The organism is Bacillus sp. FSL W8-0770, from assembly GCF_038008705.1.
In the GTDB taxonomy this organism is placed as follows: Bacteria; Bacillota; Bacilli; order Bacillales; family Bacillaceae_G; genus Bacillus_A; species Bacillus_A cereus.
In genome coordinates this window covers 3,037,339-3,063,329 of sequence record NZ_JBBOZR010000001.1, presented here as the reverse complement: position 1 = coordinate 3,063,329, position 25,991 = coordinate 3,037,339, and the positions used below count along the sequence as shown (strand labels likewise).

Below are 25,991 nucleotides of genomic sequence, written 5' to 3'. Positions count from 1 at the left end.
GAAAGAAAGAGGCTGTTTCGGAACGGCCTCTTTTTTGTTCGTTAGTCTATGTGTAAAGTGAAAAAATATGAGTCATTTTAATTGCATAATCGGATGAGTTTATGGAGTGGGATTAGGAGGAAGTTTATTTAAAAATGTAGAACCTCTACAGAGTTAGAGGGAGTGTATTAAAACTTGAACTGTGTAGGGAGGAAATTACTTTGAAACGAATTGACTTGTTATTAAACGTACTAGATTCAACATTCGACAAAGAGAGTTGGTATGCACCGTTTAAACATGCTATAGAAGGACTTACAGCTGAACAGGCTATGTGGAAACCAGCTGGAGAGACAACGAATACCATTTGGGAGAATGTTAATCATCTCACTTATTACAAAGAAAGACTTGCTGCAAACTTGGAAGGACGTGAATGGACACATAATCTTGACGGTAATGACACCTTTTATCTTACTAAGCAATCTAATAATGATACGGAATGGAAGGAAGTCGTTGAACGCTCTGAAAATGCTCAGCGTAATTTAAGACAGGTATTAAGTGCAATTTCTGAAAGAGAGCTTGAACAAAATTCACTTGAAGGTAAATTACTGGACATCATGCTTCATGATGCTTATCATACAGGCCAAATTATTCAATTAAGGAAAATGCAGGGGGCATGGCCATCAAAGCGTTAACGGAACCTTTTAGTTGGTGCTATTGTTGAATAAATTTTAGATATTCAAACGACTTCATTGTTATATTTTTAGTGAAGTATTTTACATCCAAAATGAAATAATTATATTTTTAACCCCGTCCCCAATTTAGAACGGGGTTATGTTTGTTCTGTTATAAAGCCGCACCTTTCCCGCACTCTTCTTTAAACCGAAGCTCAAAAGTATCCGCTGTAATTTCATCAGCTTTTGGAAAAGCCCGTAATTTCGGATGAAGTAGCCATACGAGGGAAATGAATAAAATCCCGATGCTAGCAAGCGCGAAAATGAGTTGGCTACTATATACATTCGCAGTGTATCCGCCAATTAAAGAGCCGAGTGGCATAGCAATTGTGCCCATGCTTCGTGTGACTGAATTGATACGCCCAAGATATTGGTTTGGAATTACAATTTGACCAATAGTCGCAAATAATATGTTGGTCGCACCAATTGGTATCCAAGCTAAGCTGAATAAAAAAATGGATAACCATTGAAACGGTACAACTGTAGAGAGAAACCAAAAGAAAGCGCCAGTCGCAAAGCTAATAATGGAGACACGGCCAACATTATGTTTACCAACCCATGAACTGAATAGTGCTCCAATTAAACAACCGGCGGATATAGCGGCTAAAAAGAAACCATATAATTTTACACCGCCTAAAGAATCAGCGAAAGAAGGGAGTATTGCCATCGTCATACCGATTGAAAAATTAGCGACAACGGAACCGATTAAGAATACGCCCATTAAGGAACGGAAGACAATTGAAAAACCTTCTTTTAAATCAGAGAAATATTGTTTAGTTGAAAGTGATGTGCCCGTTTCGGTTTGCTTTGGTATTTTCAATGAAAAGAACAAAAGGGCAGTAATTGCGAATGTGAAAGAGTCAATTACATATAAAGTGATCGCGCCAAATAGTGCTACTAATATTCCAGAAAGCGTCGTACAAATTAAATCAATGCCTTGATATGCAAATGAGAAGAGTGAATTTCCTTTTAATAATTGTGTTTTATGCAGTAGAAGTGGTAAAGCTTTTGATTGTGCGGGATAGGCGAATTGTTCAATAAAGGCTACGATAGGCATGATGATGAGTAGTAGGTGGACTGTTAGTAGGTCGAAGTAGTGTGTAATAGGAATGATTAAAATAAGAATGCATTGCAGAACTTGTGTAATGACGAGGGTGTTTTTAATGGACCATCTATCAACGAATGGACCAGTAAGAAATTGTAATGCAGAAGGTAATAACGTAAGGAAACCAGCCAATCCAGAATAAAAAGGATTACCACTTAATTTGTATACGAGCCACATCGCGGCTACATAATACAAACTATCTCCTATGTTGGTGAAAATTCTTCCTAAAAATAATAAGAGGAAATTCCGGTTTTTTAATATGTCCACTTTATCTACTCCTTTATAATAAATTTATTCGGTAAAATAAATTTGACCGTTTATGTAAAAAAAATCGTATTACGATTTTTCTTCTTTTTTAATAAATTGCTGCATTGTTCTCTCAGCGATTTGAAGTGCAGTAGTAGAAATATAATAAGGTTTACTATTCGGATCTTTATCTGCACCTTTTGTAATTTCGTTTAATTCAGCCATTAATTCATAAAACTTTTTTACCCACACTTGAAATTGTTCTGGCGTAGCATCAAATTCCCAGCAGGATGAAACGTAATTCCACTTAGCTGGATCTTCACTTGCATTTCGTAATGTAAAAGCTTCTTCTGGTGCAGCGAGAATTTGGCTTTTCGTTCTTTCTATCATTTGTAAAAAGATTTGGCGACCTGATTCGCTTACTATCTCTAAATGAGGTAATAGATCTGTAGCAGGGGTGAAGCCTTTCGCGACAGATTGATAAAACTTTTGAATAATCCCATTCTTTTCCTCTGTATAAACGATCTCTATAAGACCATTCTTTTCTAATTCTTTTAAATGATAATGAATTTTCGCCCTTGAAATGCCGAATTTCTCAGATAGTAATTGTCCAGTATAAGGACGTTCGCATAGACGTATCATCATTTCGGCACGTAGTGGATCGCTTAATGCTTTTAGTTGGCTATAAGTAGTTAGTGTTAATACGGGCTTCAAAATGATCAACTCCTTAAATGAAATTACTCGGTCAAGATTATTTGACTGAATTGTATCAAGGATTTCAATTATTTTCAATACTTTCTGAAAATTAAATCTTACCCTCTGTAATCTTCTGTTCATATTCCGTTCATATTTCTTTTTTATGATAAGTGCATAGAAAGAAAGAGGAAGGAGCGAGCGAAATGTTTTTAGCTCTGCGTGAATTAAAACAATCAAAATTACGATACGGATTAATCGGATTGATTATGGTGTTATTATCATTTTTAGTCCTTGTTATTTCAGGATTAGCAAATGGATTATCATATGATAATGCTTCATCGATTCAAAATATGGAGGCAAATAAGTTCGTTTTAGCAGATGATGCGGAAAATAAATTACTTCGTTCACAAATTAAGAAAGACGATGTAGATAACGTAGTAAATCAAGTAGGTGACAAAGAGGCAGTTCCGTTTCGTGTGAAAGTTTCAACATATGAAAAGAAAGATAGTTCGAAAAAGGTTGATATCGCTATTTTCTCAAGCGAACGAGATTCATTTTTAGAACCGAACATTGTAAAAGGTGAGAAATTAGGTACAGCAAATAATGAAATGGTTGCTGATGAATCCATTAAAGAAAAAGGAATCGATATTGGAGATACAATTATTGATCCTGTTTCAAAGAAAGAATTTACAATCGTTGGATTTACGAAAGATCAAATGTTTAGCCATACACCAGTTGTATATGTAAATGAAGATGTATGGGGATCTATTTCACAACCAAACCAAAAAGATTATAGTGCAATTGTGCTGAATACAGATAAAGAAATTAAAAATGCTCACGTTATCGATAAAAAAGAAGTACTGCAAAGTATTCCAGGATTTAAAGAAGAGCAAGGAACATTAACGATGATCATTGCATTCTTACTTGTTATCGCAGCGTTATTAATCGGTGTATTCTTCTACGTTATTACACTGCAAAAAACACAGCAATTAGGCGTATTAAAAGCAATTGGTACGAAGAACTCGTATTTAGCAAATAGTTTAGTCGTACAGGCGTTATTCTTATCAGTCGTTGCGATGGTAATTAGTATTGTTCTTGTACAAGGGTTAGAACAAATTTTACCAGCAGGTATGCCATTCTTACTAACAACACCGATGATTGCACAATACGCAGCAATCTTTATCGTAATTAGTATTTTAGGAACACTTATTTCGTTATACCAAGTATTAAAAGTTGATGCATTAGAAGCAATTGGAGGCGGGATGTAATGACTTCATTATTGAAATTAGACAAAGTAAGTAAAGTGTACGGAGAAGGGAATACGGAAGTAACAGCCCTTCATCCGATGTCGCTTGATGTGAAAGCTGGAGAGTTTATCGGAATCGTCGGTCCTTCTGGATCAGGGAAAAGTACATTATTATCAATCGCGGGTGCACTATTATCACCGTCAAAAGGGGATATTTACATTCGTGAGCAAAATATTACGAAGCTATCAGAAAAGGAAATGACAGACATTCGTTTGAAAAAAATCGGCTTCATTTTCCAGTTCGCAAATCTTGTTCCATATTTAAATGTGAAAGAACAATTACTTTACATTGCTAAGTTAAAAAAAGAAAGTAAACAAGAATCAGAAAAGCGTGCGGATCATTTATTAGCGGCATTTGGATTAGGAGAAAGAAAAAATCATTATCCAAATCAACTACCTGGTGGGGAAAAACAAAGGGTAGCAATTGCTCGTGCGTTCATGAACAACCCAGATTTAATATTAGCGGATGAGCCAACGGCAAGCTTAGACTCAAAACGCGCACGTGAAGTTGTTGAAATGATGAAACGTGAAGTGAAAGAGAGCCAAAAAGCAGCAATTATGATTACACATGATGAAAGAATGCTTGATGTATGTGATCGTATATTGACGCTTCGAGATGGACAGTTAATATAAAGAAAAAGGCCAACCGTATATGCGGTTGGCCTTTGTATCATTGTTTTTAATAAGTATAATGGCTTTATTTTGAGAATAACGTTTTAATTTTATTGCGTGTTATTAATAAAATCCCGCCTAATACAGATAGCATTCCTAGAGCCATATTGTTTGATTGCTCGCTACCAGCGTTAGGAAGTTCTTTAGCGTTATTGTTTTTAGTACTATTATCTGCTTGCGTTTGTTTAGACTGTGACACTTCATTAATCTTGTTATCAACATTTTGCTTCGTTGTATGTAACTCAGCTAATTTGTCGTCAATTTTTTTCTCAGTATGCTTAAAGTCGTTAATTTTAATATCTAAGTCTTGTTTTTTCTTTGTTAAATCGTCTGAAACAGTTTGTTTCGATTGTTTAATTTCGTTAATTTTATTTAGTAAATCTTCTCTAGCCTTTTGTAATTCAGCTAGTTTGTTTTTTACATCTTGTTTAGCTAGTTCTAAGTTAGCAGAAAGACTGTCTAAATTGCCTTTAATTTTCTTGAGTTCCTCTAACGTGTTACCAGTATTCGGCTTGTTTTCTTTTAGTTCAGCGAGTTTGTCTTCAGCAGTTTGTTTCGCTTTTTTTAACTCAGCTAATTTTTCATCTACTTGTTTTTTAACTTCCTTAAGTTCATTAACCTTTTGATCAATGTTCTCTTTATGTTGCTTCATTTCATTCACTTTTTCATCGACAGTTTGTTTATGTTCTTTAATCTCATTCACTTTGTTATCGATATTTTGCTTATGCTCTTTTACTTCAGCAACTTTATCTTCTACTTGTTTTTTATGCTCTTTAATTTCAGCGATTTTATCTTCGGCGATTTGTTTGTCTTGCTGAAGTTTTGCATCTAACTCTTGTTTATGTTGTTTAATCTCGTTAATTTTTTCATCAGCAACTTGTTTACGTTCATGTAGTTCATTCACCTTCGTATCAACATTTTCCTTAACCTTGTTAAGTTCATTCAATGTTTGATCCACGTTTTCTTTGTGTTGCTGCAATTTCGCATCTAACTCTTGTTTATGTTGCTTAATTTCAGCTAATCGATCTCCCGTACTTTGCTGAGGAGTAGCATCATTTACTTCCGCATGAGCAGGGTTCGCGCCAGCAATCATTGCTAAAGCTAGTGTAGACGCAGCGATTGTTTGTTTTGTTTTCATATTTTTGTACCTCTTTTCTTTCATATGCATGAACTGTTTTGTGTAAAAATGAGCATATAGAAGTAGATTATCTTATTATTATATACTATGTTAGGCGCTTAGAGGAAGGATTTGCATAATAATCTATGATTATGTAATTTTTATAATCTCTTATTTGGGGTAGGGGATAAACCTTTAGCTAGATGAACAATTTCTTCTATAGTAAAGCTTACATCTTTATTATTGCGAATAACAAACAAATAATCAGCCTCGTTTTCTACAGGATCTACCACATTATCGTGAAGTGATTCAGTTTGTTGTCGATCAAGTACTTCTTTGAAACTAGAATATCCACCTCTAAAAATATTCGTACTTCGCGTGCTTCGAGCCACTCTTTCGTAAAGTACATCATCTGGAATGTCAAAATGAACTAATATGCGTACATATTCATTCTGTGGAAATAATTCGTTTAGTAAATAGAATCTTCCGTTTTTACTGCGATTGGAATTACAAATAATAAGGTGTAAATTTGTATGTTCTTTCGCATAATCAACAATGAATTTTGAAAGACTGTGCTTTAGTGTATTTGATCCTTCTGTCGGCTGTAATTTTTCATAATGCGTGTTAATAAATTCAGCTTGATTATCTTGATCCATAACGAAAGAGTGGGGTAACTCTTTTTCTAATGCTCTTGCAAATGTAGTTTTTCCACTGTGTGTTTTTCCAACTGTAATGATGACTAATCTTTTCATGACGCCCTCCATTTGTATTGTTATGAACTGGAATATTCGGTGTAGATCGAAATCTTCCTGCTAGAGATTACACAAATTGTTGGAGCGTTAGTAGGCTGGGAACTTGACAAAAAAACTTATTTATGCTATAATTTACCAATATAAAAATAAGGTGTATAATAGGGTTCTCCTGGCCAGGGGAACCCTATTTTTGTTGTGAAAATGAAGGAGAGTGTATGTGCGTGAAACAAGGTGAAGCAAGTGTAACGTCGTTAGTATCAGCTTTCAGCAGGGCATATCATAGTGAATTTGATAATCCGAAAATCTTTGATGATTATGTAGCTAAAGAGTTCATTTCGCCAAAAGAACGAATTAATATTGAAACGAATATGGTTCAAGGAATACATTTCTTCAATACAGACATTGCACAGCAGTTTCAAGATAATCCAAAAGAAATATTAAAATGGATTACGCAAGTTCAGTTATCACCAACACCTTTAGCACGTGCGGCATATTGTGAAAGAGTATTACTACATGAAATTACATTAGGAGCGAAACAATACGTCATACTCGGTGCAGGCTTAGATACGTTCAGTTTTAGACACCGAGAATTGGAAAATAAAATAGAAATATTTGAAGTGGATCATCCTTCTACGCAGGTGTTTAAGAAGGAAAGAATAAAAGAAACAGAACTTGAAGTTCCAAAAAACCTTCATTTTGTTTCAATGGATTTTACGAAAGGATTTTCCTATGAACAGTTAAGCAATGAAGGATTTGAACATAAAAAGACTTTCTTTAGCCTTTTAGGTGTTACGTACTATTTAACGAAAGAGGAACTTGCTAGTTTATTAGAATGTTTATTCGAGATGGTTCCGGCAGGTAGTTCTATCGTTTTTGATTATCCCGATGAAAACTTGTTTACAGAAAAGGGACTGTCCAATCGAGTTGAAAATATGGTGAAAATGGCTGCGGTAGGCGGAGAACCGATGAAATCATGTTATTCTTATGCTGAAATGGAAGCACTGTTAGAGAAGGCGTGCTTACTCATTTATGAGCATTTATCACCAGAGGATATTGATGTATTATATTTTGAAGGACGAAACGATTATTTGAAAGCTTTTGAGACGGTGCATTATGTACATGCGGTGAAAAGGTAAGAAATTAGTAGGCATGGAGAGGAATCTCTGTGTCTTTTTTTATAAAAAAGGAAATGAGCTGTAGTGGTGGAAAATATAATTATAAATATATAATATCTATAAATTAATGTCTTGTAGAAACTAAAGGAAAGGGGAAATAGAAGATGTTGAAATTACGAGGAAAATACAATGAAGCGAAAGTGTATACTTCGAATGTAGAAGAAACGGCAGCAGGTCAAATTATTGATCTTTGTAACCAAGAATTTGTAAAGGATAGCAAGATTCGTATTATGCCAGATACACATGCGGGCGCAGGTTGTACGATTGGGACAACAATGACAATTCAAGATAAGATTGTTCCTAATTTAGTCGGGGTTAACTAATCGGCTCAGACTTTAAACTACTCACTCAATTGACTGGAAACCCTAACGATAAAAGGCGAGGGCAATCAGCAGCCAGTGGTTATGGTGACATAATCGAATGGTTCAGAGACTTGTACCATGTTAGCAGACTAAGGTACAGAATTATTCCTCATCCATTTTGAATTGAAGAGGAATAATTAATACGGTGAGCCTACAGTAGAGACTGCATATCTCGATGACTGTAGAGAAGGTATAGTCCACTCTTTCAGGAAACTGAGAGGTAAGTACGATATTGGTTGTGGCATGGAAGTTGTGATGATTAATAAGAAAAAAGAGGAAATCAATTTCGATCACTTAGACGAAACGATACGTAAATTTGTCCCAAGTGGTTTTCGTATTCGAGATAAGGAACATCGATTTTCAAAAATGATTGATTTTGATAGTGTAAGAGCCCCGTTTACATTGCAACGTGCTCAAAAAAGTATTGGTACACTTGGCGGGGGCAATCATTTTGTCGAACTGAATGAGGATGATAAAGGAAATGTATACATTGTCATTCATAGTGGTTCGCGTAATTTAGGGAAACAAGTAGCAGAGTATTATCAAAACTTTGCTTACGAGCAACTTATAAACGTTAAATCTATTAAAGAAGAACTGATTGAGCGTTTAACGAAAGAAGGTAGACAACAAGAAATACATGAAGCTTTACGTGAAATTAAGAAACCGGTGATTCGCAAAGAATTAGCTTATTTAGAAGGACAAGGATTTAAAGATTACATGAATGATATGAAAATTGCACAAAAATATGCGGAGTTAAATCGTAAGGCAATGATTGATGAAATCGTCACTAAAATGGATTGGAAAGTAACAGATCAATTCACTACAATTCATAACTACATCGATATGGAAAATATGATTCTACGAAAAGGTGCTATTTCAGCTCAGAAAAATGAACGAGTAATCATTCCAATCAATATGAGAGATGGTTCAATCATTGCATTTGGTAAAGGAAATCCAGATTGGAACTTTTCTGGCCCTCATGGAGCAGGGCGTATTATGAGTCGCAAGAAGGCGAAAGAAGTACTTAACTTAGAGGATTTTCAAAATACAATGACAGAGGTTTGGACTACATCTGTTGCAGAAAGTACTTTAGATGAAGCACCAATGGTATATAAGCCAATGGATGAAATTATTGAGAATACAAAAGAAACAATTGATATTAAACATATTATTAAGCCACTTTACAATTTTAAGGCGAATTAAAAGAGGAGTAACGTTTATTAAAGAAAGAGAACTTGAAAAGATAGCATATTTTGTGGCGGTTATATAACAGAGATTAAAAAGACAACATATTAAACTAAGAGATTCATCATATTCATTTACATTTATGTAATGTTAAAGACTAGAAAGCTATATTGGCGCGAATTGCTAATTGTGGGGTGTGAAAAAAGACAAAATCTCTTAAAAAACACTTAATTTTTTACTCCATCTATCTTTACAATCCCTCCTTATAATGTGAATTGGACAAGCACCTAAGAGAAAGCAGAACATGTCAGTTTGTACATTCTATTATTAGGGGGAGAATTTGTATGAAAAAGACAGTTGCTGCGTTAGCAGTTATGGCGGCATTATTACCGACGTTTTCAGTGCATGCGGAAGGGAAAGAGCAAGCCCGAAAATCAGCTACAACTTTTAATGTTATTAGTGATATTCAAGGGGATTTAGGGGATTTTGATCATGTGCTAAAAGATATGAACAAAGTGACGCCACTTTCTAGAGCGCTTATTATGAATGGGGATATAACGCCGACTGGACAACAGTCACAATATGATGATGTAAAGCGTGTGTTAAATAAAAATAAGCATCCAGAAAATGTATGGTCTACTGTTGGGAATCATGAGTTTTATGCTGGTAAATGGACAGCGGATGGGAAACTCTCTCAAAGTACATGGCCAAATGGTGTAACTGAGGAAACTTTATTTAACCGCTATCTGAAATTTAGTGGACAAGAAAAGGTATATCATAAAAAAGAATTAGATGGTTATCCGCTTCTATTTTTAGGGACGGAAAAATATATGAAATACCATGATTCAAAAATGTGGGATGAAGTATATATGAGTGATGAGCAACTAGGTTGGCTAAAACAAAATTTAGAAGAGTACAGCCAAAAAGATAAAAATAAACCAATTTTCATTTTCTCTCATCACGTTTTACCTGATACAGTATCTGGATCAAGACAATCACCATATTTACAAGACTATTTAAACGTTGATAAATTGTACGATATATTAAAAGACTATCCGCAAGTTGTTTTCTTTACGAGTCATACGCATTGGGATTTAAACTTACCGGACTGGGCTGGTAAAAAGAAAATTGCAGGCGGAGATAAAAAAGGATTTACTGTTGTAAATACGGGCGGGATTGAAACGGGCTGGATGTCGGCTGGACCAAATGGAGGAGAGAGGACTGCTCCTGATGGCTATTCATTTAAACAAGGGTTGCAAGTGAAAGCATATGGTAACGATGTAATTGTGACAGCTTACGATTACAAACGTGATAAGGATATAAAGAAGTTATTAATTAGTGATTCAAAAATTGCGCAGATGGCACCAAATGTAACAGCAGATGATAGTAAAAATATAATTGTCGGTGCAACTGAATATATGGAGTACACTATAGAAGGAACGAATGAGTGGCATACGTATAGTAAAGCAAATCCTCCGAAATTTGATGGAGATAAAGTCGTATACGTACGTCATAAAGGTGAAATGAATTTAGAGCCGGGATTAACGCAGTTACTTCGTTTTTCGGTAAATAAGTGATTGGAGGGAGTCTGCATTTGAATGTGTGGGCTCTTTTTTTGTTGGTGAGAAAGGGGTTGCCTGTTTGTCGTTTTTTGTCGATAGATCGATATATTAAGAAAATCGTTGATATACTGCAAGTTACGATCGATATATTTGAAAAATCGTTGATATATTGTAAGTAATGAACGATATATTTAAAAAATCGTTGATATAAATTTCATGTACCATAATTAAGTTAAAAGCATTAATACGGTTTTACTTATCAAAATGAAATTCTAATACATTTTTAACCGAGAAAGATGACTTCACCATTTTTACGTGTAATAATAGTAACGTTACATATATTGTGAAAGAAGTACAAAAGGAGCGTTACAATGAATTTAGCTAAATTCCCGAGAAAAAAATATACAGAATCATATACACCAATTGAAAAGTTAAACAATTTTTCTGAAGCACTTGGTGGTCCGACTATTTATTTTAAACGAGATGATTTACTTGGTTTAACAGCCGGTGGCAATAAGACGAGAAAATTAGAATTTTTAGTTGCAGATGCACAGGAAAAGGGTGCAGATACGTTAATTACAGCTGGTGGTATTCAGTCAAATCATTGCCGCCTGACACTGGCAGCTGCGGTAAAAGAAAAAATGAAATGTATTCTTGTATTAGAGGAAGGGCTTGAGCCAGAAGAGAAGAGAGACTTTAACGGAAACTATTTCTTATATCACTTATTAGGTGCTGAGAATGTCATTGTTGTACCGAACGGAGCAGACCTGATGGAAGAAATGCATAAAGTAGCAAAAGAAGTAAGTGAAAAAGGTAGTACACCATATGTAATTCCAGTTGGTGGATCAAACCCTACGGGCGCAATGGGATACGTTGCTTGTGCCCAAGAAATTATGGCGCAATCATTTGAGCAAGGAATTGATTTCAGTTCAGTTGTTTGTGTAAGTGGAAGCGCTGGTATGCATGCTGGTTTAATTACTGGTTTTTCTGGAACGCAAAGCCATATTCCTGTAATCGGGATTAACGTAAGTAGAGGAAAAGCTGAGCAAGAAGAGAAAGTAGCAAAACTTGTAGATGAAACTTCAGCACACGTTGGTATTCCAAACTTTATCCCGCGCGACGCTGTTACGTGCTTTGATGAATATGTAGGACCAGGCTATGCGTTACCAACGCAGGAAATGGTAGAGGCAGTTCAGTTACTTGCGAAAACAGAAGGTATTTTACTTGATCCAGTGTATACAGGTAAGGCAGTAGCGGGATTAATCGACTTAATTAGAAAAGGTAAATTTAATAAGGAAGACAATATTTTATTCGTACATTCAGGTGGTTCACCAGCTTTATATGCGAATACGTCTCTATTTGCGTAAGTGTAAAAAGCATTGGGTATCCAATGCTTTTTGTTATATACTGGACTATTTGAGCTGCGGACCAATTCTATCACTTTAATTAACTAAAAGAAGAATTTCCCCATCCCGATTAGACTACTAATCATTCCTATTCCACTCATGGTGCCTTTTCCTGCTGTAAGTAAGTTTCCAAGCATTCCTAGCTGACCGTTACCTCCGTTATTTCCCCATCCCATTGGGGCCCACGGACCACCCCATCCTGGAGGGTTTCCAAAAACACCCGAGTTATTGGTATTGAAATGAAAAGGCTTGGCTGGCGGCGATAGTAAAGCGGCAAGATGACCTTGTGCGAACATCCCTGTATGATTGAATGGTTGGGCCCAGGGGAAGGGAGGTTTTTGAAAATTAAAACCTGCATGACTTGGTAATGGAGTCCAATTAGTAGGGTGACCTTGTGGTATTGTCCCTGCATAATTGATTGGCTGCTGCCCCCAAGAGAAGGGAGGGGGTTGGGGATTGAATCCCGTATAATTGGCTGATGAATCCCAACTAACTGGATAGACTCGATAACTCCAATTCTCAGGAATCTTCAAATCATTCATTACCTCAGATTTAGTTATTTCGGGCTGTGAATATAATGAAATTTGGTTAGTATATTGTTCCCCGTTTCCCTTTGAATTCAAATACCAATATTGGTCCATACGCTTATTCTCCTCACTTTAAAAATGTAATGTTAGACTTAGCCTATGTAATATTCCTTTTTATGGATGGTTACATAACTAGATCTACAAGCCTGTATTTAAAGGAATGGGTGTGTGGACTTGTTGATTTAAAGTTTCACTTTATTTTAGAAGGGGATTTTCAGTTGCTTATTTTGTGTATTTCAGCCTAATTTAAATTCCGTTAACAAACGTTTTTATAAAGGTTTAATCAACAAAAAGATTTTAAAATGTTATGTTGAGCAGGTGGAATTGCTAAAAAGAGAATATCCATTCGAAGAGTTTGGCAAAATACTGCAAGGGTAATGTTTTCTTGTGCAAATATGTAAACGATTTAAACGAATCAATGAAATTTATAATGAAGGGGCAATTAAATATATGAGTGAAACATTACATAAAAGAAAACCACCATATGTAATGCTTGTAATTCTTTTTATTGGGGCATTTGTTTCATTTCTAAATAACTCGCTTTTAAATGTAGCCTTGCCATCAATAATGAAAGATTTAGACATTCAAGATTATTCAACGATCCAGTGGCTTTCTACAGGGTATATGCTTGTAAGTGGTATATTAATTCCGGCATCAGCATTTTTAATAACGCGTTTCTCGAATAGAAGCCTATTTATTACATCTATGTTGATTTTTATTCTTGGTACTGCCTTAGCGGCTGTAGCGCCGAATTTTGGTTTATTACTTACTGGTCGGATGGTTCAAGCGGCAGGCTCTTCAGTTATGGGGCCTTTGTTAATGAATATTATGCTAGTAAGCTTTCCAAGAGAAAAAAGGGGAACAGCAATGGGGATTTTTGGACTAGTTATGATTACAGCTCCAGCAATTGGACCGACACTATCAGGTTATATTGTAGAGTATTATGACTGGCGTTTGCTTTTTGAAATGATTTTACCGTTAGCAATCATTAGCTTACTGTTAGGGATTTGGAAATCTGAGAATGTCATGAAACAAAACAAAAATGCAAAACTTGATTATCTCTCATTACTATTATCTTCTGTCGGTTTTGGCGGTTTGTTATATGGATTCAGTTCTGCAAGCTCCGATGGCTGGACGAATAAAGTTGTCTTAACAGCCTTAATCATAGGCGCTATTGCCTTAATTGCTTTCATTATCCGTCAATTAAAAATGGATGAGCCGTTATTGGATTTACGTGTTTACAAGTACCCAATGTTTGCACTTGCGTCTGTAATTGCAATTGTCAACGCGGTGGCCATGTTTTCGGGTATGATTTTAACACCAGCTTATGTACAAAACGTCCGTGGTATTTCGCCGCTGAGCTCTGGGTTGATGATGCTTCCAGGTGCGGTAATAATGGGGATTATGTCACCAATTACAGGTAAACTATTTGATAAATATGGTCCTCGTATTCTTGGTATAGTAGGACTTTCCATTACAGCCGTTTCAACTTATATGCTAGCAAACCTGCAACTCGACTCTAGTCACACACATATTATTCTTATTTACACACTGCGGATGTTTGGGATGGCGATGGTGATGATGCCACTTATGACAAATGGTCTTAATCAATTGCCAACTCGCTTAAATCCGCACGGTACAGCTGTTAATAATACAGCTCAACAAGTGTCCGGTTCGATTGGTACTGCTATTCTTGTTACGATTATGAATTCTGTAACAAAAACAAAAGTTGAAAGTTTAATGTCTGATATAGATCCAACAACCTTCACAGAAACTACGAAGGCAATAGTAACTCAAAAGGCTTTATTATCTGGAATTCAGTATTCCTTCTATGTAGCGCTTGGCATGAATGTTGTTGCACTACTATTAGTTTTTTTCGTTAAACGTGTAGATACAAGTGCGGAAGCTGTCGAGAAGTTAAATCGGTAGAGAAGAATAAAACGCTAGATAAAGATTCCTATAAGTTTTTTTGCTGCTAAGGCGCCGGTATTTAAAGCTAGAAAAAACTAAAAGAAGCAGGGAAATAATTATATAGTAAAAGAGGACCTGATGTTCATACCAGGTCCTCTTTCATTAATAACAAGGTATACTTGCTTATCGTATTGGTTTAACTAAACTACTGATTTTTCGAATACTACAATCTTAAGCTCGTCACCTTCTTTATTTTGGAGTGTTTTAGAAGAAAATGAATTAAAATGATTGTTTTATAAACAAATACAAGAGATGAGATCCGTTTGCAATTTCTCATAAACATTATAATTTTAGATTATCTTTTAACACCAACATTAAAAGGGTCCAACTATATTTATTCGCTTCATTTTAATTTAGTATTTTTCTACAAGTTATAAATCTAATTGCCAAGCTTATACGTAATATCATAATCATGAATAGTTAGGGAAAAGATAAAATAAGGTAATCAATTACATATCTTTATTTCATGCTTTTTTGAAAGGGTGTTTTTAATGGAAAAAAAAGTATCTGCTATTCCTCAGCCGAAAACATATGGACCGCTGGGTAATCTCCCATTAATCGATAAAGATAAACCGACCCTATCCTTTATCAAGATAGCGGAAGAGTATGGTCCCATTTTTCAAATTCAAACTTTAAGTGATACCATCATTGTCGTTTCTGGACATGAATTGGTAGCAGAAGTTTGTGACGAAACACGTTTCGATAAAAGTATAGAGGGTGCTTTAGCAAAAGTTCGTGCCTTTGCTGGGGACGGATTATTTACTAGCGAGACTCACGAGCCTAACTGGAAAAAAGCTCATAATATTTTGATGCCTACATTTAGCCAACGGGCAATGAAAGATTACCATGCCATGATGGTCGATCTTGCTGTACAACTCGTTCAAAAATGGGCACGGCTTAATCCGAATGAAAACGTGGATGTTCCGGAGGATATGACTCGTCTTACGTTAGATACAATTGGTCTATGTGGTTTTAATTACCGATTTAATAGCTTTTATCGTGAGACCCCTCATCCTTTTATTACTAGCATGACCCGTGCTCTAGATGAGGCGATGCACCAATTGCAGCGGCTGGATATAGAAGACAAACTTATGTGGAGAACGAAACGTCAATTTCAGCATGATATCCAATCTATGTTTTCTTTAGTAGATAATATTATTGCTGAACGTAAAAGTAGTGGAGATCAGGAAGAAAATGATTTACTTTCCCGTATGTTAAATGTGTCAGATCCGGAAACTGGTGAAAAATTAGATGATGAAAACATTCGTTTCCAAATTATCACTTTTTTAATAGCTGGGCATGAGACAACAAGTGGATTGTTATCTTTTGCAATTTACTTTTTATTAAAGAATCCGGATAAATTGAAAAAAGCCTATGAAGAAGTAGACCGTGTTTTGACAGATCCTACTCCAACATACCAACAAGTTATGAAACTGAAGTATATACGGATGATTTTAAATGAATCACTGCGTCTATGGCCTACCGCTCCAGCATTCAGTCTCTATGCAAAAGAAGATACAGTGATTGGCGGGAAATACCCAATTAAGAAAGGAGAAGATCGTATTTCTGTTCTTATTCCACAGCTACATAGGGATAAAGATGCATGGGGAGACAATGTGGAAGAATTCCAACCTGAACGATTTGAAGAGCTGGATAAGGTTCCTCATCATGCTTATAAGCCATTTGGAAATGGCCAGAGAGCATGTATCGGTATGCAATTTGCACTTCATGAAGCCACTCTTGTAATGGGAATGCTTCTTCAACATTTTGAATTAATTGATTATCAAAACTATCAGCTGGACGTAAAACAAACATTAACGCTAAAGCCCGGTGATTTTAAGATTAGGATTCTACCCCGAAAACAAACTATTAGCCATCCTACTGCTCTTGCACCTACAGAGGACAAGCTGAAAAACGATGAAATTAAGCAGCACGTTCAGAAGACACCTTCTATTATTGGGGCCGATAATCTTTCACTTCTTGTTCTGTATGGCTCGGATACAGGGGTAGCAGAAGGTATTGCAAGAGAATTAGCGGATACAGCTAGTTTAGAAGGGGTTCAAACGGAAGTGGTAGCTCTTAACGATCGAATTGGAAGTTTGCCAAAAGAAGGAGCGGTACTTATTGTGACTTCTTCTTATAATGGAAAACCACCAAGTAATGCAGGGCAGTTTGTGCAATGGTTGGAGGAACTAAAACCGGATGAGCTAAAAGGTGTTCAATACGCAGTTTTTGGTTGTGGAGATCATAATTGGGCTAGTACCTATCAACGGATTCCAAGATACATTGATGAGCAGATGGCTCAAAAAGGAGCAACAAGATTTTCTAAACGCGGAGAAGCAGATGCAAGTGGTGATTTCGAGGAACAGCTTGAGCAATGGAAACAAAGTATGTGGTCTGATGCAATGAAGGCATTTGGATTGGAGCTCAACAAAAATATGGAAAAAGAGCGCAGTACTTTGAGTTTGCAATTTGTCAGTCGTCTTGGAGGATCTCCTCTTGCACGAACATATGAAGCAGTTTATGCATCTATACTAGAAAATCGTGAACTCCAATCATCCAGTAGTGATAGAAGTACACGACATATCGAGGTATCCTTGCCAGAAGGCGCTACATATAAAGAAGGAGACCACCTTGGAGTGTTGCCAGTTAATAGCGAGAAAAATATCAACCGAATTTTAAAACGTTTTGGATTAAATGGGAAGGATCAAGTTATACTGAGTGCAAGTGGACGAAGTATAAATCACATACCTTTAGACAGTCCTGTTAGTTTATTGGACCTTCTTAGTTATAGTGTTGAAGTTCAAGAAGCAGCCACTCGAGCACAAATACGAGAAATGGTAACATTCACAGCATGTCCTCCTCATAAAAAAGAATTGGAAGCATTATTAGAAGAAGGAGTTTACCATGAACAAATACTAAAGAAACGGATTTCAATGTTGGACCTTCTTGAAAAGTATGAGGCTTGTGAAATCCGATTTGAACGCTTTTTAGAACTTCTTCCTGCGCTCAAACCGCGTTACTATTCTATTTCAAGCTCTCCACTCGTTGCACAGAATCGTCTGAGCATTACGGTCGGTGTTGTTAATGCGCCTGCATGGAGTGGGGAAGGGACATATGAAGGAGTCGCTTCTAATTACTTAGCTCAGCGTCATAATAAAGATGAGATTATCTGTTTCATTCGAACGCCACAATCAAACTTTGAATTACCTAAAGATCCAGAAACACCAATTATTATGGTTGGGCCAGGTACTGGAATTGCACCATTCCGTGGATTCTTGCAAGCGCGTCGTGTTCAAAAGCAAAAAGGTATTAACTTAGGAGAAGCACATCTATATTTTGGTTGTCGTCATCCTGAAAAAGATTATCTTTATCGTACAGAACTAGAAAATGATGAAAGAGATGGATTAATCTCTTTACACACAGCTTTTTCTCGTCTAGAGGGACATCCAAAAACATATGTACAGCATTTAATAAAACAAGATAGAATCAATTTAATTTCGTTATTAGATAATGGAGCTCATCTTTATATATGTGGTGATGGAAGTAAAATGGCTCCGGATGTAGAAGATACCCTTTGTCAAGCATATCAAGAAATTCATGAAGTCAGTGAACAAGAAGCAAGAAATTGGTTGGATCGTGTGCAAGATGAAGGGCGATATGGAAAAGATGTTTGGGCTGGTATATGACTGTTTCTTAATTAGATACATATTAACTAATGAACTTCTTTCGAATAAATTTCACTTTATTAGTATAGTGTATTTAGATGAATAGTGATTAACCGGACTATTTAGTATCTACTAAATAAAAAACAGGACCTGATATGCATCTATCAGGTCCTGTTTCACATAGACATTATACATCGATATTTTCCACGCATTATCAATGTTTGTAATGTAGTTAGCCTTTTGAGTCAGCTATAAAATCAGATATTATTTTTTCAATATCGAAAGGAGTAATCCCTTTATCCAAAGAAAAAATGCTTTCTGCTTCTTCGATGTCTTGAACGAGTTCACCTCTAGCTTCAATATGTAATCGGAACAAGTCATATAAATTCGGTTTAACTAAATTAGTTAAAGCCTTTCCAACTAGTATCATACCTTTTTGATTAGCCTCGATGGTATTATCATAAGTTAGATCTCTTGTAAGAGACAAATCTGTCCAAATCAATTTTCGTTCCTTTAAGTCTACAATAACTGGAATAGAGATTTGGGTGTCGGCAGTAATATCCACTTTATCTTGAACAGTAGAAGGTTCAAATGTTTCACCTGAACCAGGATATTGACGAACCATCCAACCAGTAAAGCATTCTGGTAAATCTTTATACGGTTGGTCTGTGTAAGAAAGCAAAGTCATGACTACATAGCGTGCACCATATTTCAGCACAGACGGAATATCGAAATCAATGAATTCAGATGCCCCCTTTGGTGCAGAAGTAATATCTCCGCTATGGTAGGCTTTGAAATTTTTTGAACGTAAGTTCGTGAAGGATACATGTTCTTTGTATTGCCAATCTTCGTCGTACATTGCAGCAGATAAATCAATGTCAACGCGTCCTGTATGTTGTCCATTCACATAGCCTTCTTTCCACCATAGGAAAAAACGAATCGTATCTCCTTCTGGCAAATCTACTTTACTTCCTCGAGATAATGTGCGAAGCGCTTTGCTGGCTGAACGTTGAGAGAAGGGAACTAAGTGATTTTTTAACTGTTCATCCAAAAATACTTTTCCGAGACTTGGAAGTTCTGCGAAGCGATTTTTTAAAGTATCTTCACACATTTTTACAATCATTAAACAAATATCCTCTGAGATAAATGGAAGTGTATTTTCGATACCTATAGCTTTTGCTACATTTCCCTTTGGAAAAAAGGTACGAAATTCATTTTTATCATTTCGATGCTTAAAATGAGCTGTGAGTTGAAGTAATACAGGAGTAGAAACGTTTCCTATTATACTTAGAAAATCTTCGAGAATATTGAAAACATCTGTTGACTTATCACTACATAAACGGATTAAATGATCCAAGCGTCTGGCAAATTCCCCTGGGCGAGTTTTTAAAAGATTTTTCGCTGTCATGATATCACGATTCAACAAAGCTGCTTCTATTTTTCCATTAAATGTTTCAACTTTAATGTTGTTGCGAAGAATCTCAAATGCTCGGTGGGTTTTTGGGAAACGAGTATGATATTCTGCTGGATGAAGAATTTCACCTAAACGAATCCAACGTTTTTTGTATCGAAGCATATCTTCGGTAATGTTTCCGCATTGCTCTAACAATCCTAAAAGGAAGCGTCTTTCTGCTCGGTTAAACTTTTTGAATCGGACGGAGGATGCTAAACTCACATCGCCTTCAGATAAAGCAACTGCAAGGCGAAGAACATCAGTTGCTGTTTTAAAATACTTTGCAGCAGCATCGGCTGATATTTTTCTGTTTATTAATAAAACCCCAATTATAAAAGACATATTTTCCTTATGAGGAATTACATTAGGTAGAAAACAGGAAACATCTTCAGTGTGTGTAATAGCCCATTCTACATCCGTCTTATCAGTTGAGGAAATAGAGCTGTTTGCACTAATCAATTGAGAAATCATTTGATTGAAATCTTCTTCACTTCCTAAGTCAATAACTTTCAAATCAACTCTATCTAAAAGAGGGAGTCGTTCTTCTACTTTTGATACAGGTAGGCGCAACGTCACATAATGAATAATGGCATTAATGTATAAATCAGCGTCACTTAAATCCATCATTTGTTGCGGAAAGTTTGGATACATAGGAGTAAACTGAATATGTGCTCCAACCATTTCTTTTAAATGTTTTACCAACTCTTTGTAAAACGATGTGAATGCATCAACCGAAAGTGTTTGCAACTCTTCTATTAAAGGCTCGGAAAAAGTAAATCCTAAATTTTCCAAGTTTTTTAAAACAGTGGCTAAATAAATGTTCGGTAGTTTATTTTCTTCTCTTTTTATAATTACTTTCAAACTTCTTCTTATGTAAATAGAATTTTTCATGAGAACGCCAGCTATTCACGCCTTATAAAAGAGGGGAATAGTCTGACTGTCCTCTTTTCAGTGGTAGATTTTTATTTTTATATGTATAAACACACTAATTGTAGAAAAATGCACAGAGGGTACATAGCTATTTTTTAGTGGAAAATTAGGGATATAACATTTAGTTGTTAAGTGGTAATTTGTTAATTAAGAAAAGAAAACCTCTACATCAATGGTTGATAAACTAAAGTTTATGCAATCCCAAAGAAGAAAGAGGTTTTATAGTCTAATTATTTTTCATAGGGAATTGACAACTCTAAAACAATTTGAAATTTCTACAAAGAAGGAAGAATTGTCATAGCCTATGTGTTTAGCAGGAAAGTAACATCCCTATTTGGCCAAAGAAGTTAGAAGGAAGGAACGTCATAGCCTGCTTTATTAGTATATTCTCATGCGAAGAGCAATTCAAGTATACTGTCTGATTTTTTATTTTTTTCTTAAAGGGGAATTTTCATGATTATCCCGCATTAACGGGCAGCCAGATTGGTGAGGGTGATTAAAGTTTCACTTTATAAATAGGGAGACCATCACATGCCCTTTTTATAATGCTATTACGGGAGGATTTTTATTTTTGATATATTATACCATTTATTTAATGGTATAATATGGTATGCGTTCTGTGGAATGGAGTTGAATGAGTATTATAAATACAAAAGGTGAAATTAAAAAAACAAAAAGAAAAGTATTACTAACTATACTTACTATGTTAGTAATTATAATTGGATTTGGATATTGGAAACTTTTTAGTTTGCAAGGTGTTCTAAAAGGGGAATTCATTCGAACAGTGAAATCTCCAGATGGAAAATATCTCATCAAGACTTATTTTCATAATGCAGGATCATTAAGTGCGGATGCTGTTAGGGGTGAATTAGTTAACCTTGATACAGATTCAGAGAAAAATATATATTGGAACTATCCAGATACAGATCCATATATTGAATGGGTAAATAAGAATATTGTTAGAATTGGAGATCAAACTTTAGATGTTTCACAGAAAGAAACCTATGATTGGCGTGATGACGATAAGCACGTTAAAGAAATGCCTAAACAGTTTATTAGATAAAATAAGAAAAATTAAATTTATTTAATCTTATTCGTTTAACTATAGATAGGATTATATGAGTGAAAAAGTCCATTTAGATTTTCTAAATGGACTTTTTTAGGTTTCTAGATACGACTACTGATAAAAATGGAACAAACTTGTTATTTAGGTTGTCTATTAAGTATACGTATAAAACAGGGGTTCATGATAGTTCACTCATTTTATGAAAAGTGAGATGCAAGAGAGTGATATCCGATACACTCTTTAATTGTATCGATATGTATAACACCTAAAAAACATATATTCTTGAAAGAGGTTGAAAATGTATGATAGTCTTAAACAAGTTTTTTAACATTTTACATTACAAAAAGATGGTACCTGTAGTATTTCTTTCATGTGCAACGCTTATAGGCTGTTCCGATGGTAATACTCAATCTGAATTACCTAAACAAACGAAACAAACAAATCAAATCAAACAAGAAATTACTGGTAATGATTCTTTTGTTAAACTTGAAAAAGAATTTGATGCTAAACTCGGTATTTATGCATTGGACACTGATACGAATCAAACCGTTACTTATCAATCAGATGAACGGTTTGCATACGCATCTACTCACAAAGCTTTAGCTGTGGGAGTACTTTTACAAAAGAAATCAATAGAAGATCTAAATCAAAGAGTTTTGTATACCCGTGAAGATCTTGTTAATTACAATCCAATTACAGAAAAGTATGTTGATAGTGGTATGACCCTGAAAGAGCTTGCAGATGCTTCTCTTCGATATAGTGATAATACTGCACAAAATCTTATTCTTAAACAATTAGGTGGACCTAGTGAATTCAAAAAATCACTAAGAGAAGTAGGAGACACCGTTACAAATCCTGAACGTTTTGAACCAGAATTAAACGAAGTGCTTCCAGGAGACGTACGTGATACTAGTACCCCAAAGGCATTAGCTACTAGTCTTCAGGCTTTTACGCTAGGAGATGTACTTTCAACTGAGAAACGGGATTTATTAATAGATTGGATGAAAAGGAATACTACCGGAGATAACTTAATTCGTGCCGGAGTTCCAGGAGGATGGGAAGTAGCTGATAAGACTGGCTCGGGATCTTATGGAACCAGAAATGATATCGCAATTATTTGGCCACCAAATAAAAAACCAATTGTTCTTGCGATACTTTCTAATCATGATAAAGAGGATGCTAAATACGATGATAAGCTTATTGCAGAAGCAACCAAGATAGTGTTAGATACTTTAAAAGTGACAAATAAATAATAATAGTAACTAGTTATTATTATTTTCCCGGTTTTTCGTCACAATATTGTGAGTCATGATTTTGCTAGCGGACTAATGTTTATCGGGTTCTTCGTTGGAGTTGCATTTTTAGCAACGATGGCAAGTTGCTTAATGTTTAAAGTTCTGTCGGGAGCATCAAAAGATGTGGCACGTTATCAAACGTTTCGTAAAATTGTTGTCCGCCGAGAATTATTAACAAACTCAATCTATAAAGAGTTATACTTCATATTTTTATTCCCAGCAATTGTCGGGATTACTCATATATTATTTGGTATGAACATGTTTAGTCCTATTTTAATCAATCCGTACTCTCGTATTTGGTTACCACTTGTTATTTTTGTAGTAATTTACTCGATTTATTACTTGATTACAGTTCAATTATATAAAGGAATTGTACTCTCGAAAAAAGATCAATGTAATGATGTTATTCATAAAGAATGATAGATAATCCTTTTTGGAAAGAACAATTAAGAGAGAGATAACATTAATTATCGACTGTATCGAAAGTGAAATCACTTCTTTATAGAAGGAGATGGAGAATTAAGTCAATCGAATGAATATTATAGCCTGCTAATATCCCAGAGTATGTTATAAATAATATTGCCACTTGGGTGCAAGGAAGATTGAAATGAAATTAGCAACCATATTTTTAAATAGTTATTTTCAGAGGCAACAAGTGTATTAGGGAGGGGGCATTTGGCTTAGAGGAATCTTCATGTGAAAAGACCTGAAACAGCTTTCCCTATAGCAATAATAAAGATGTCTAATTTCTAATATAGAAAATAATAGCGTTGCTACATTCAATATGTAGCAACGCTATTTAAATTTTTTAAACAGGGTTAAATTTTTCAAGAAATTTACCTATAAAAAATGATATCCAATTAAATTTATAAGTTTATCCTCTATGTATTTTGTAACTACATTTTACCTTGCTGTAAAGAAACAAAAAACACTTTTTTATTCAATAATTCCAATTTCTAGAGCCTTTTGAACAGCTTCTTCTTTGTTACAGACTCCTAGCTTTGTATAAGCTGTAGAAGCATAATTTCTGACCGTACCATTCGATAAATATAACCTTGATGCTATGGTAGTGTATCGAAGTCCCTTTGCTACTAGCTGTAATATTTCTATCTCCCTAGCTGTTAGCTCATAAGCGGCTGCTTTTGATTCTGGTGTCTCTTTTTGCTCATCAAACTTCTCAAATATTTTGTGAGACATTCCCTGATCAATTAGTGTCCCACCTTTGTGAATAAGTCGGATCGTATTGGCTAGCTCCAACGTTTCAATAGATTTAAGTAAAAAACCATCCGCACCGTTGCGAAGTGATTCCAACGCCTGTTCGGTATCCTGAAACGTTGTGAAAATTAATACGCGGATATGTGGCCATTGTTGCTTGATTTTTTTGGTTGCTTCGACTCCATCCATGTGCTGCATATCTAAATCCATAAGTATAACATGGGGTTGAAGGCGCCCACACAAATCGATGGCTTCATTGCCATCTTCAGCTAAACCGACTACATTTAAATCTTCATATCTATCGAGTAGTGTCCTCAAACTTTCCCGGACAAATGGCTGATCGTCTACAATTAACAAACGAATAAGTCCATCTTTTATTTCAGTTTGTCGCGGTATGGTACAAGTAACAAGCATTCCTTCCTCTGGCTTTGTATATACAGACAATTGACCTTGCAAGTTCATTGCTCGTTCTTTCATCGCATTCATACCGAAGCCTTCCTGCCATTCTACATTTCCTTTTCCATTATCTTGAATTTCTAATCTCGTATATTGTTGTTCAAACTGCAATGAAACTATAATTTCAGTTCCCTGACCATGGCGTACTGCATTCGTAAGGGACTCTTGTAAGCAACGAATGAACGCTATCTTTGCTTGCCGAGACAATTCATATTCCTCTCCGTATGCTCGAAAACTTACATTAACCTGAGCGTGCTCCTGAAATTCGGCTCCAAGATTTTGGAGAGATTGAATTAAGGAAGGCGATTGACACGGAGAATCCATTTGATGTAGGTAACCTCTCACGTCCTCGATGCTTTTCCGTCCCATTTCAAGCAGAGAATCTAGCCTCTGTATACCCATTTCAGTAGCAAGTTCGGTGCGCAACGTTTCCATCCCCATAATAATAGAAGTATAAGCGTGACCAACTGTATCATGAAGCTCACTCGACAGTCTGTTCCGTTCTTCCGCCAGTGTGATGCGTTCAATCTGAGACATATATTGCTCAAGTACCGCGTTTTGTTTACGAATTGATTCATTTTGTTTATGATTGACGATTAATAAATGAAAAGCGAAACCCATTACATATGCGAATCCATAATAGGTGACCATAACCCAATAGCTATTACTTGGCGCAACCGCATAGAAAATTCCAGTCGTTATAAAAACTGTTATTGGAGCTGTCCAATAATAGGACAAATGCTTACTATTCGCAGCAATTAGAAACACTGATATAAGAAATGTGTTGTAAGCTCCTGGAAATAATGAGGTTAAATATATACATAGTCCACCATACAGCAGTATTTCTGTGAACAAATAATATTTATAATTGAATAGTAAGGCTACCCATGGAATAGAGAAGGCAATAATTTCCCAAAGAATAATACTCCAAAGTGGTAATGTTAAACCATCCTGAAAATTTAATGTAGCTAGAATGATAGACACACTAGCAAGTAGGCGTACCCCCAACATAATCCAATCATACCAAAACCAATACTTAACCATATCTAACAAGTT

20 protein-coding genes and 1 pseudogene are annotated in these 25,991 nt (G+C 35.5%); 14 read left to right on the top strand and 7 right to left on the bottom strand.

From position 1 onward, the window contains the following. The first annotated feature begins 200 nt into the window (after positions 1–200). On the top strand, positions 201–671 hold the full coding sequence (locus NST27_RS15675) for a DinB family protein (protein ID WP_000821001.1): 471 nt from the start codon (positions 201–203) through the stop codon (positions 669–671). 151 nt (positions 672–822) lie between these two features. Here NST27_RS15675 and NST27_RS15670 read toward each other — a convergent pair whose 3' ends face one another. Beyond that, on the bottom strand, positions 823–2,082 hold the full coding sequence (locus NST27_RS15670; protein ID WP_061661830.1) for an MFS transporter: 1,260 nt from the start codon (positions 2,080–2,082) through the stop codon (positions 823–825). 69 nt (positions 2,083–2,151) lie between these two features. Next, entirely contained in the window at positions 2,152–2,775 is a 624-nt protein-coding gene (locus tag NST27_RS15665; protein WP_000805790.1) for an ArsR/SmtB family transcription factor, read from the bottom strand. Between the two features lie 185 nt (positions 2,776–2,960). Here NST27_RS15665 and NST27_RS15660 point away from each other — a divergent pair, with 185 nt between their 5' ends. Further along, complete coding sequence (locus tag NST27_RS15660; protein WP_000477744.1) at positions 2,961–4,025, top strand: ABC transporter permease; 1,065 nt, start codon at positions 2,961–2,963, stop codon at positions 4,023–4,025. Further along, positions 4,025–4,696: an ABC transporter ATP-binding protein gene (locus tag NST27_RS15655; protein WP_061661932.1), complete on the top strand. Its 672-nt coding sequence runs from the start codon at positions 4,025–4,027 to the stop codon at positions 4,694–4,696. Before NST27_RS15660 ends, NST27_RS15655 begins: the two co-directional genes overlap by 1 nt. 64 nt (positions 4,697–4,760) lie before the next feature. Here NST27_RS15655 and NST27_RS15650 read toward each other — a convergent pair whose 3' ends face one another. Then, positions 4,761–5,873 (bottom strand): LPXTG cell wall anchor domain-containing protein, encoded by a 1,113-nt coding sequence (locus NST27_RS15650; RefSeq protein WP_000851000.1) that lies wholly within the window; start codon positions 5,871–5,873, stop codon positions 4,761–4,763. Between the two features lie 140 nt (positions 5,874–6,013). Continuing rightward, positions 6,014–6,604, bottom strand: coding sequence for an ATP-binding protein (locus tag NST27_RS15645; protein ID WP_000826991.1), 591 nt, complete (start codon positions 6,602–6,604; stop codon positions 6,014–6,016). Positions 6,605–6,819: 215 nt separating this feature from the next. Between NST27_RS15645 and NST27_RS15640 the strand changes: the two genes are divergently transcribed. The 5 genes from NST27_RS15640 to NST27_RS15620 all read left to right on the top strand — a co-directional run bounded on the left by NST27_RS15640 (position 6,820) and on the right by NST27_RS15620 (position 12,255). Then, entirely contained in the window at positions 6,820–7,740 is a 921-nt protein-coding gene (locus NST27_RS15640) for a class I SAM-dependent methyltransferase (RefSeq protein ID WP_080451362.1), read from the top strand. A gap of 143 nt (positions 7,741–7,883) precedes the next feature. Then, positions 7,884–8,102 carry an RtcB family protein gene (locus NST27_RS15635; RefSeq protein WP_012593282.1) on the top strand — a complete coding sequence of 73 codons (219 nt, stop codon included), beginning with the start codon at positions 7,884–7,886 and terminating at the stop codon, positions 8,100–8,102. Positions 8,103–8,384: 282 nt separating this feature from the next. Further along, complete coding sequence (locus NST27_RS15630) at positions 8,385–9,344, top strand: RNA-splicing ligase RtcB (protein ID WP_000454390.1); 960 nt, start codon at positions 8,385–8,387, stop codon at positions 9,342–9,344. A 326-nt stretch (positions 9,345–9,670) separates the two neighbouring features. Beyond that, on the top strand, positions 9,671–10,903 hold the full coding sequence (locus NST27_RS15625; RefSeq protein ID WP_000754260.1) for a DUF4073 domain-containing protein: 1,233 nt from the start codon (positions 9,671–9,673) through the stop codon (positions 10,901–10,903). A 356-nt stretch (positions 10,904–11,259) separates the two neighbouring features. After that, positions 11,260–12,255: a D-cysteine desulfhydrase gene (locus tag NST27_RS15620; protein ID WP_001046603.1), complete on the top strand. Its 996-nt coding sequence runs from the start codon at positions 11,260–11,262 to the stop codon at positions 12,253–12,255. Between the two features lie 83 nt (positions 12,256–12,338). On the opposite strand, the gene NST27_RS15615 is transcribed toward NST27_RS15620, so the two are convergent. Continuing rightward, complete coding sequence (locus NST27_RS15615; RefSeq protein ID WP_000373135.1) at positions 12,339–12,935, bottom strand: hypothetical protein; 597 nt, start codon at positions 12,933–12,935, stop codon at positions 12,339–12,341. A 396-nt stretch (positions 12,936–13,331) separates the two neighbouring features. On the opposite strand from NST27_RS15615, the gene NST27_RS15610 reads away from it, so the two are divergent. Further along, a complete protein-coding gene (locus NST27_RS15610; protein ID WP_000005122.1) occupies positions 13,332–14,810 on the top strand; it encodes a DHA2 family efflux MFS transporter permease subunit in 1,479 nt (492 codons plus the stop codon). Positions 14,811–15,343: 533 nt separating this feature from the next. After that, the gene (cypD, locus tag NST27_RS15605) at positions 15,344–18,541 is read left to right on the top strand and encodes a bifunctional P-450/NADPH--P450 reductase (protein ID WP_000412776.1); all 3,198 of its coding nucleotides are present in this window, start codon (positions 15,344–15,346) and stop codon (positions 18,539–18,541) included. 211 nt (positions 18,542–18,752) lie between these two features. Here cypD and NST27_RS15600 read toward each other — a convergent pair whose 3' ends face one another. After that, positions 18,753–20,864, bottom strand: coding sequence for a TerD family protein (locus NST27_RS15600; RefSeq protein WP_001986347.1), 2,112 nt, complete (start codon positions 20,862–20,864; stop codon positions 18,753–18,755). Positions 20,865–21,537: 673 nt separating this feature from the next. On the opposite strand from NST27_RS15600, the gene NST27_RS15595 reads away from it, so the two are divergent. From NST27_RS15595 to NST27_RS15580, 4 genes and pseudogenes are all read left to right on the top strand, one after another. After that, a complete protein-coding gene (locus tag NST27_RS15595) occupies positions 21,538–21,966 on the top strand; it encodes a DUF5412 domain-containing protein (protein ID WP_000022537.1) in 429 nt (142 codons plus the stop codon). A gap of 305 nt (positions 21,967–22,271) precedes the next feature. Further along, a complete protein-coding gene (gene bla, locus NST27_RS15590; protein ID WP_000636456.1) occupies positions 22,272–23,222 on the top strand; it encodes a class A beta-lactamase in 951 nt (316 codons plus the stop codon). 81 nt (positions 23,223–23,303) lie between these two features. Continuing rightward, entirely contained in the window at positions 23,304–23,684 is a 381-nt protein-coding gene (locus tag NST27_RS15585; protein ID WP_098022627.1) for an ABC transporter permease, read from the top strand. Continuing rightward, positions 23,684–23,875, top strand: a pseudogene (locus NST27_RS15580) (alpha/beta hydrolase); the annotation flags it as partial. The gene NST27_RS15585 and the pseudogene NST27_RS15580, both read left to right, overlap by 1 nt. A 325-nt stretch (positions 23,876–24,200) precedes the next feature. Here NST27_RS15580 and NST27_RS15575 read toward each other — a convergent pair. Further along, positions 24,201–25,988, bottom strand: coding sequence for a helix-turn-helix transcriptional regulator (locus tag NST27_RS15575; protein WP_000886433.1), 1,788 nt, complete (start codon positions 25,986–25,988; stop codon positions 24,201–24,203). Positions 25,989–25,991: the final 3 nt, after the last annotated feature.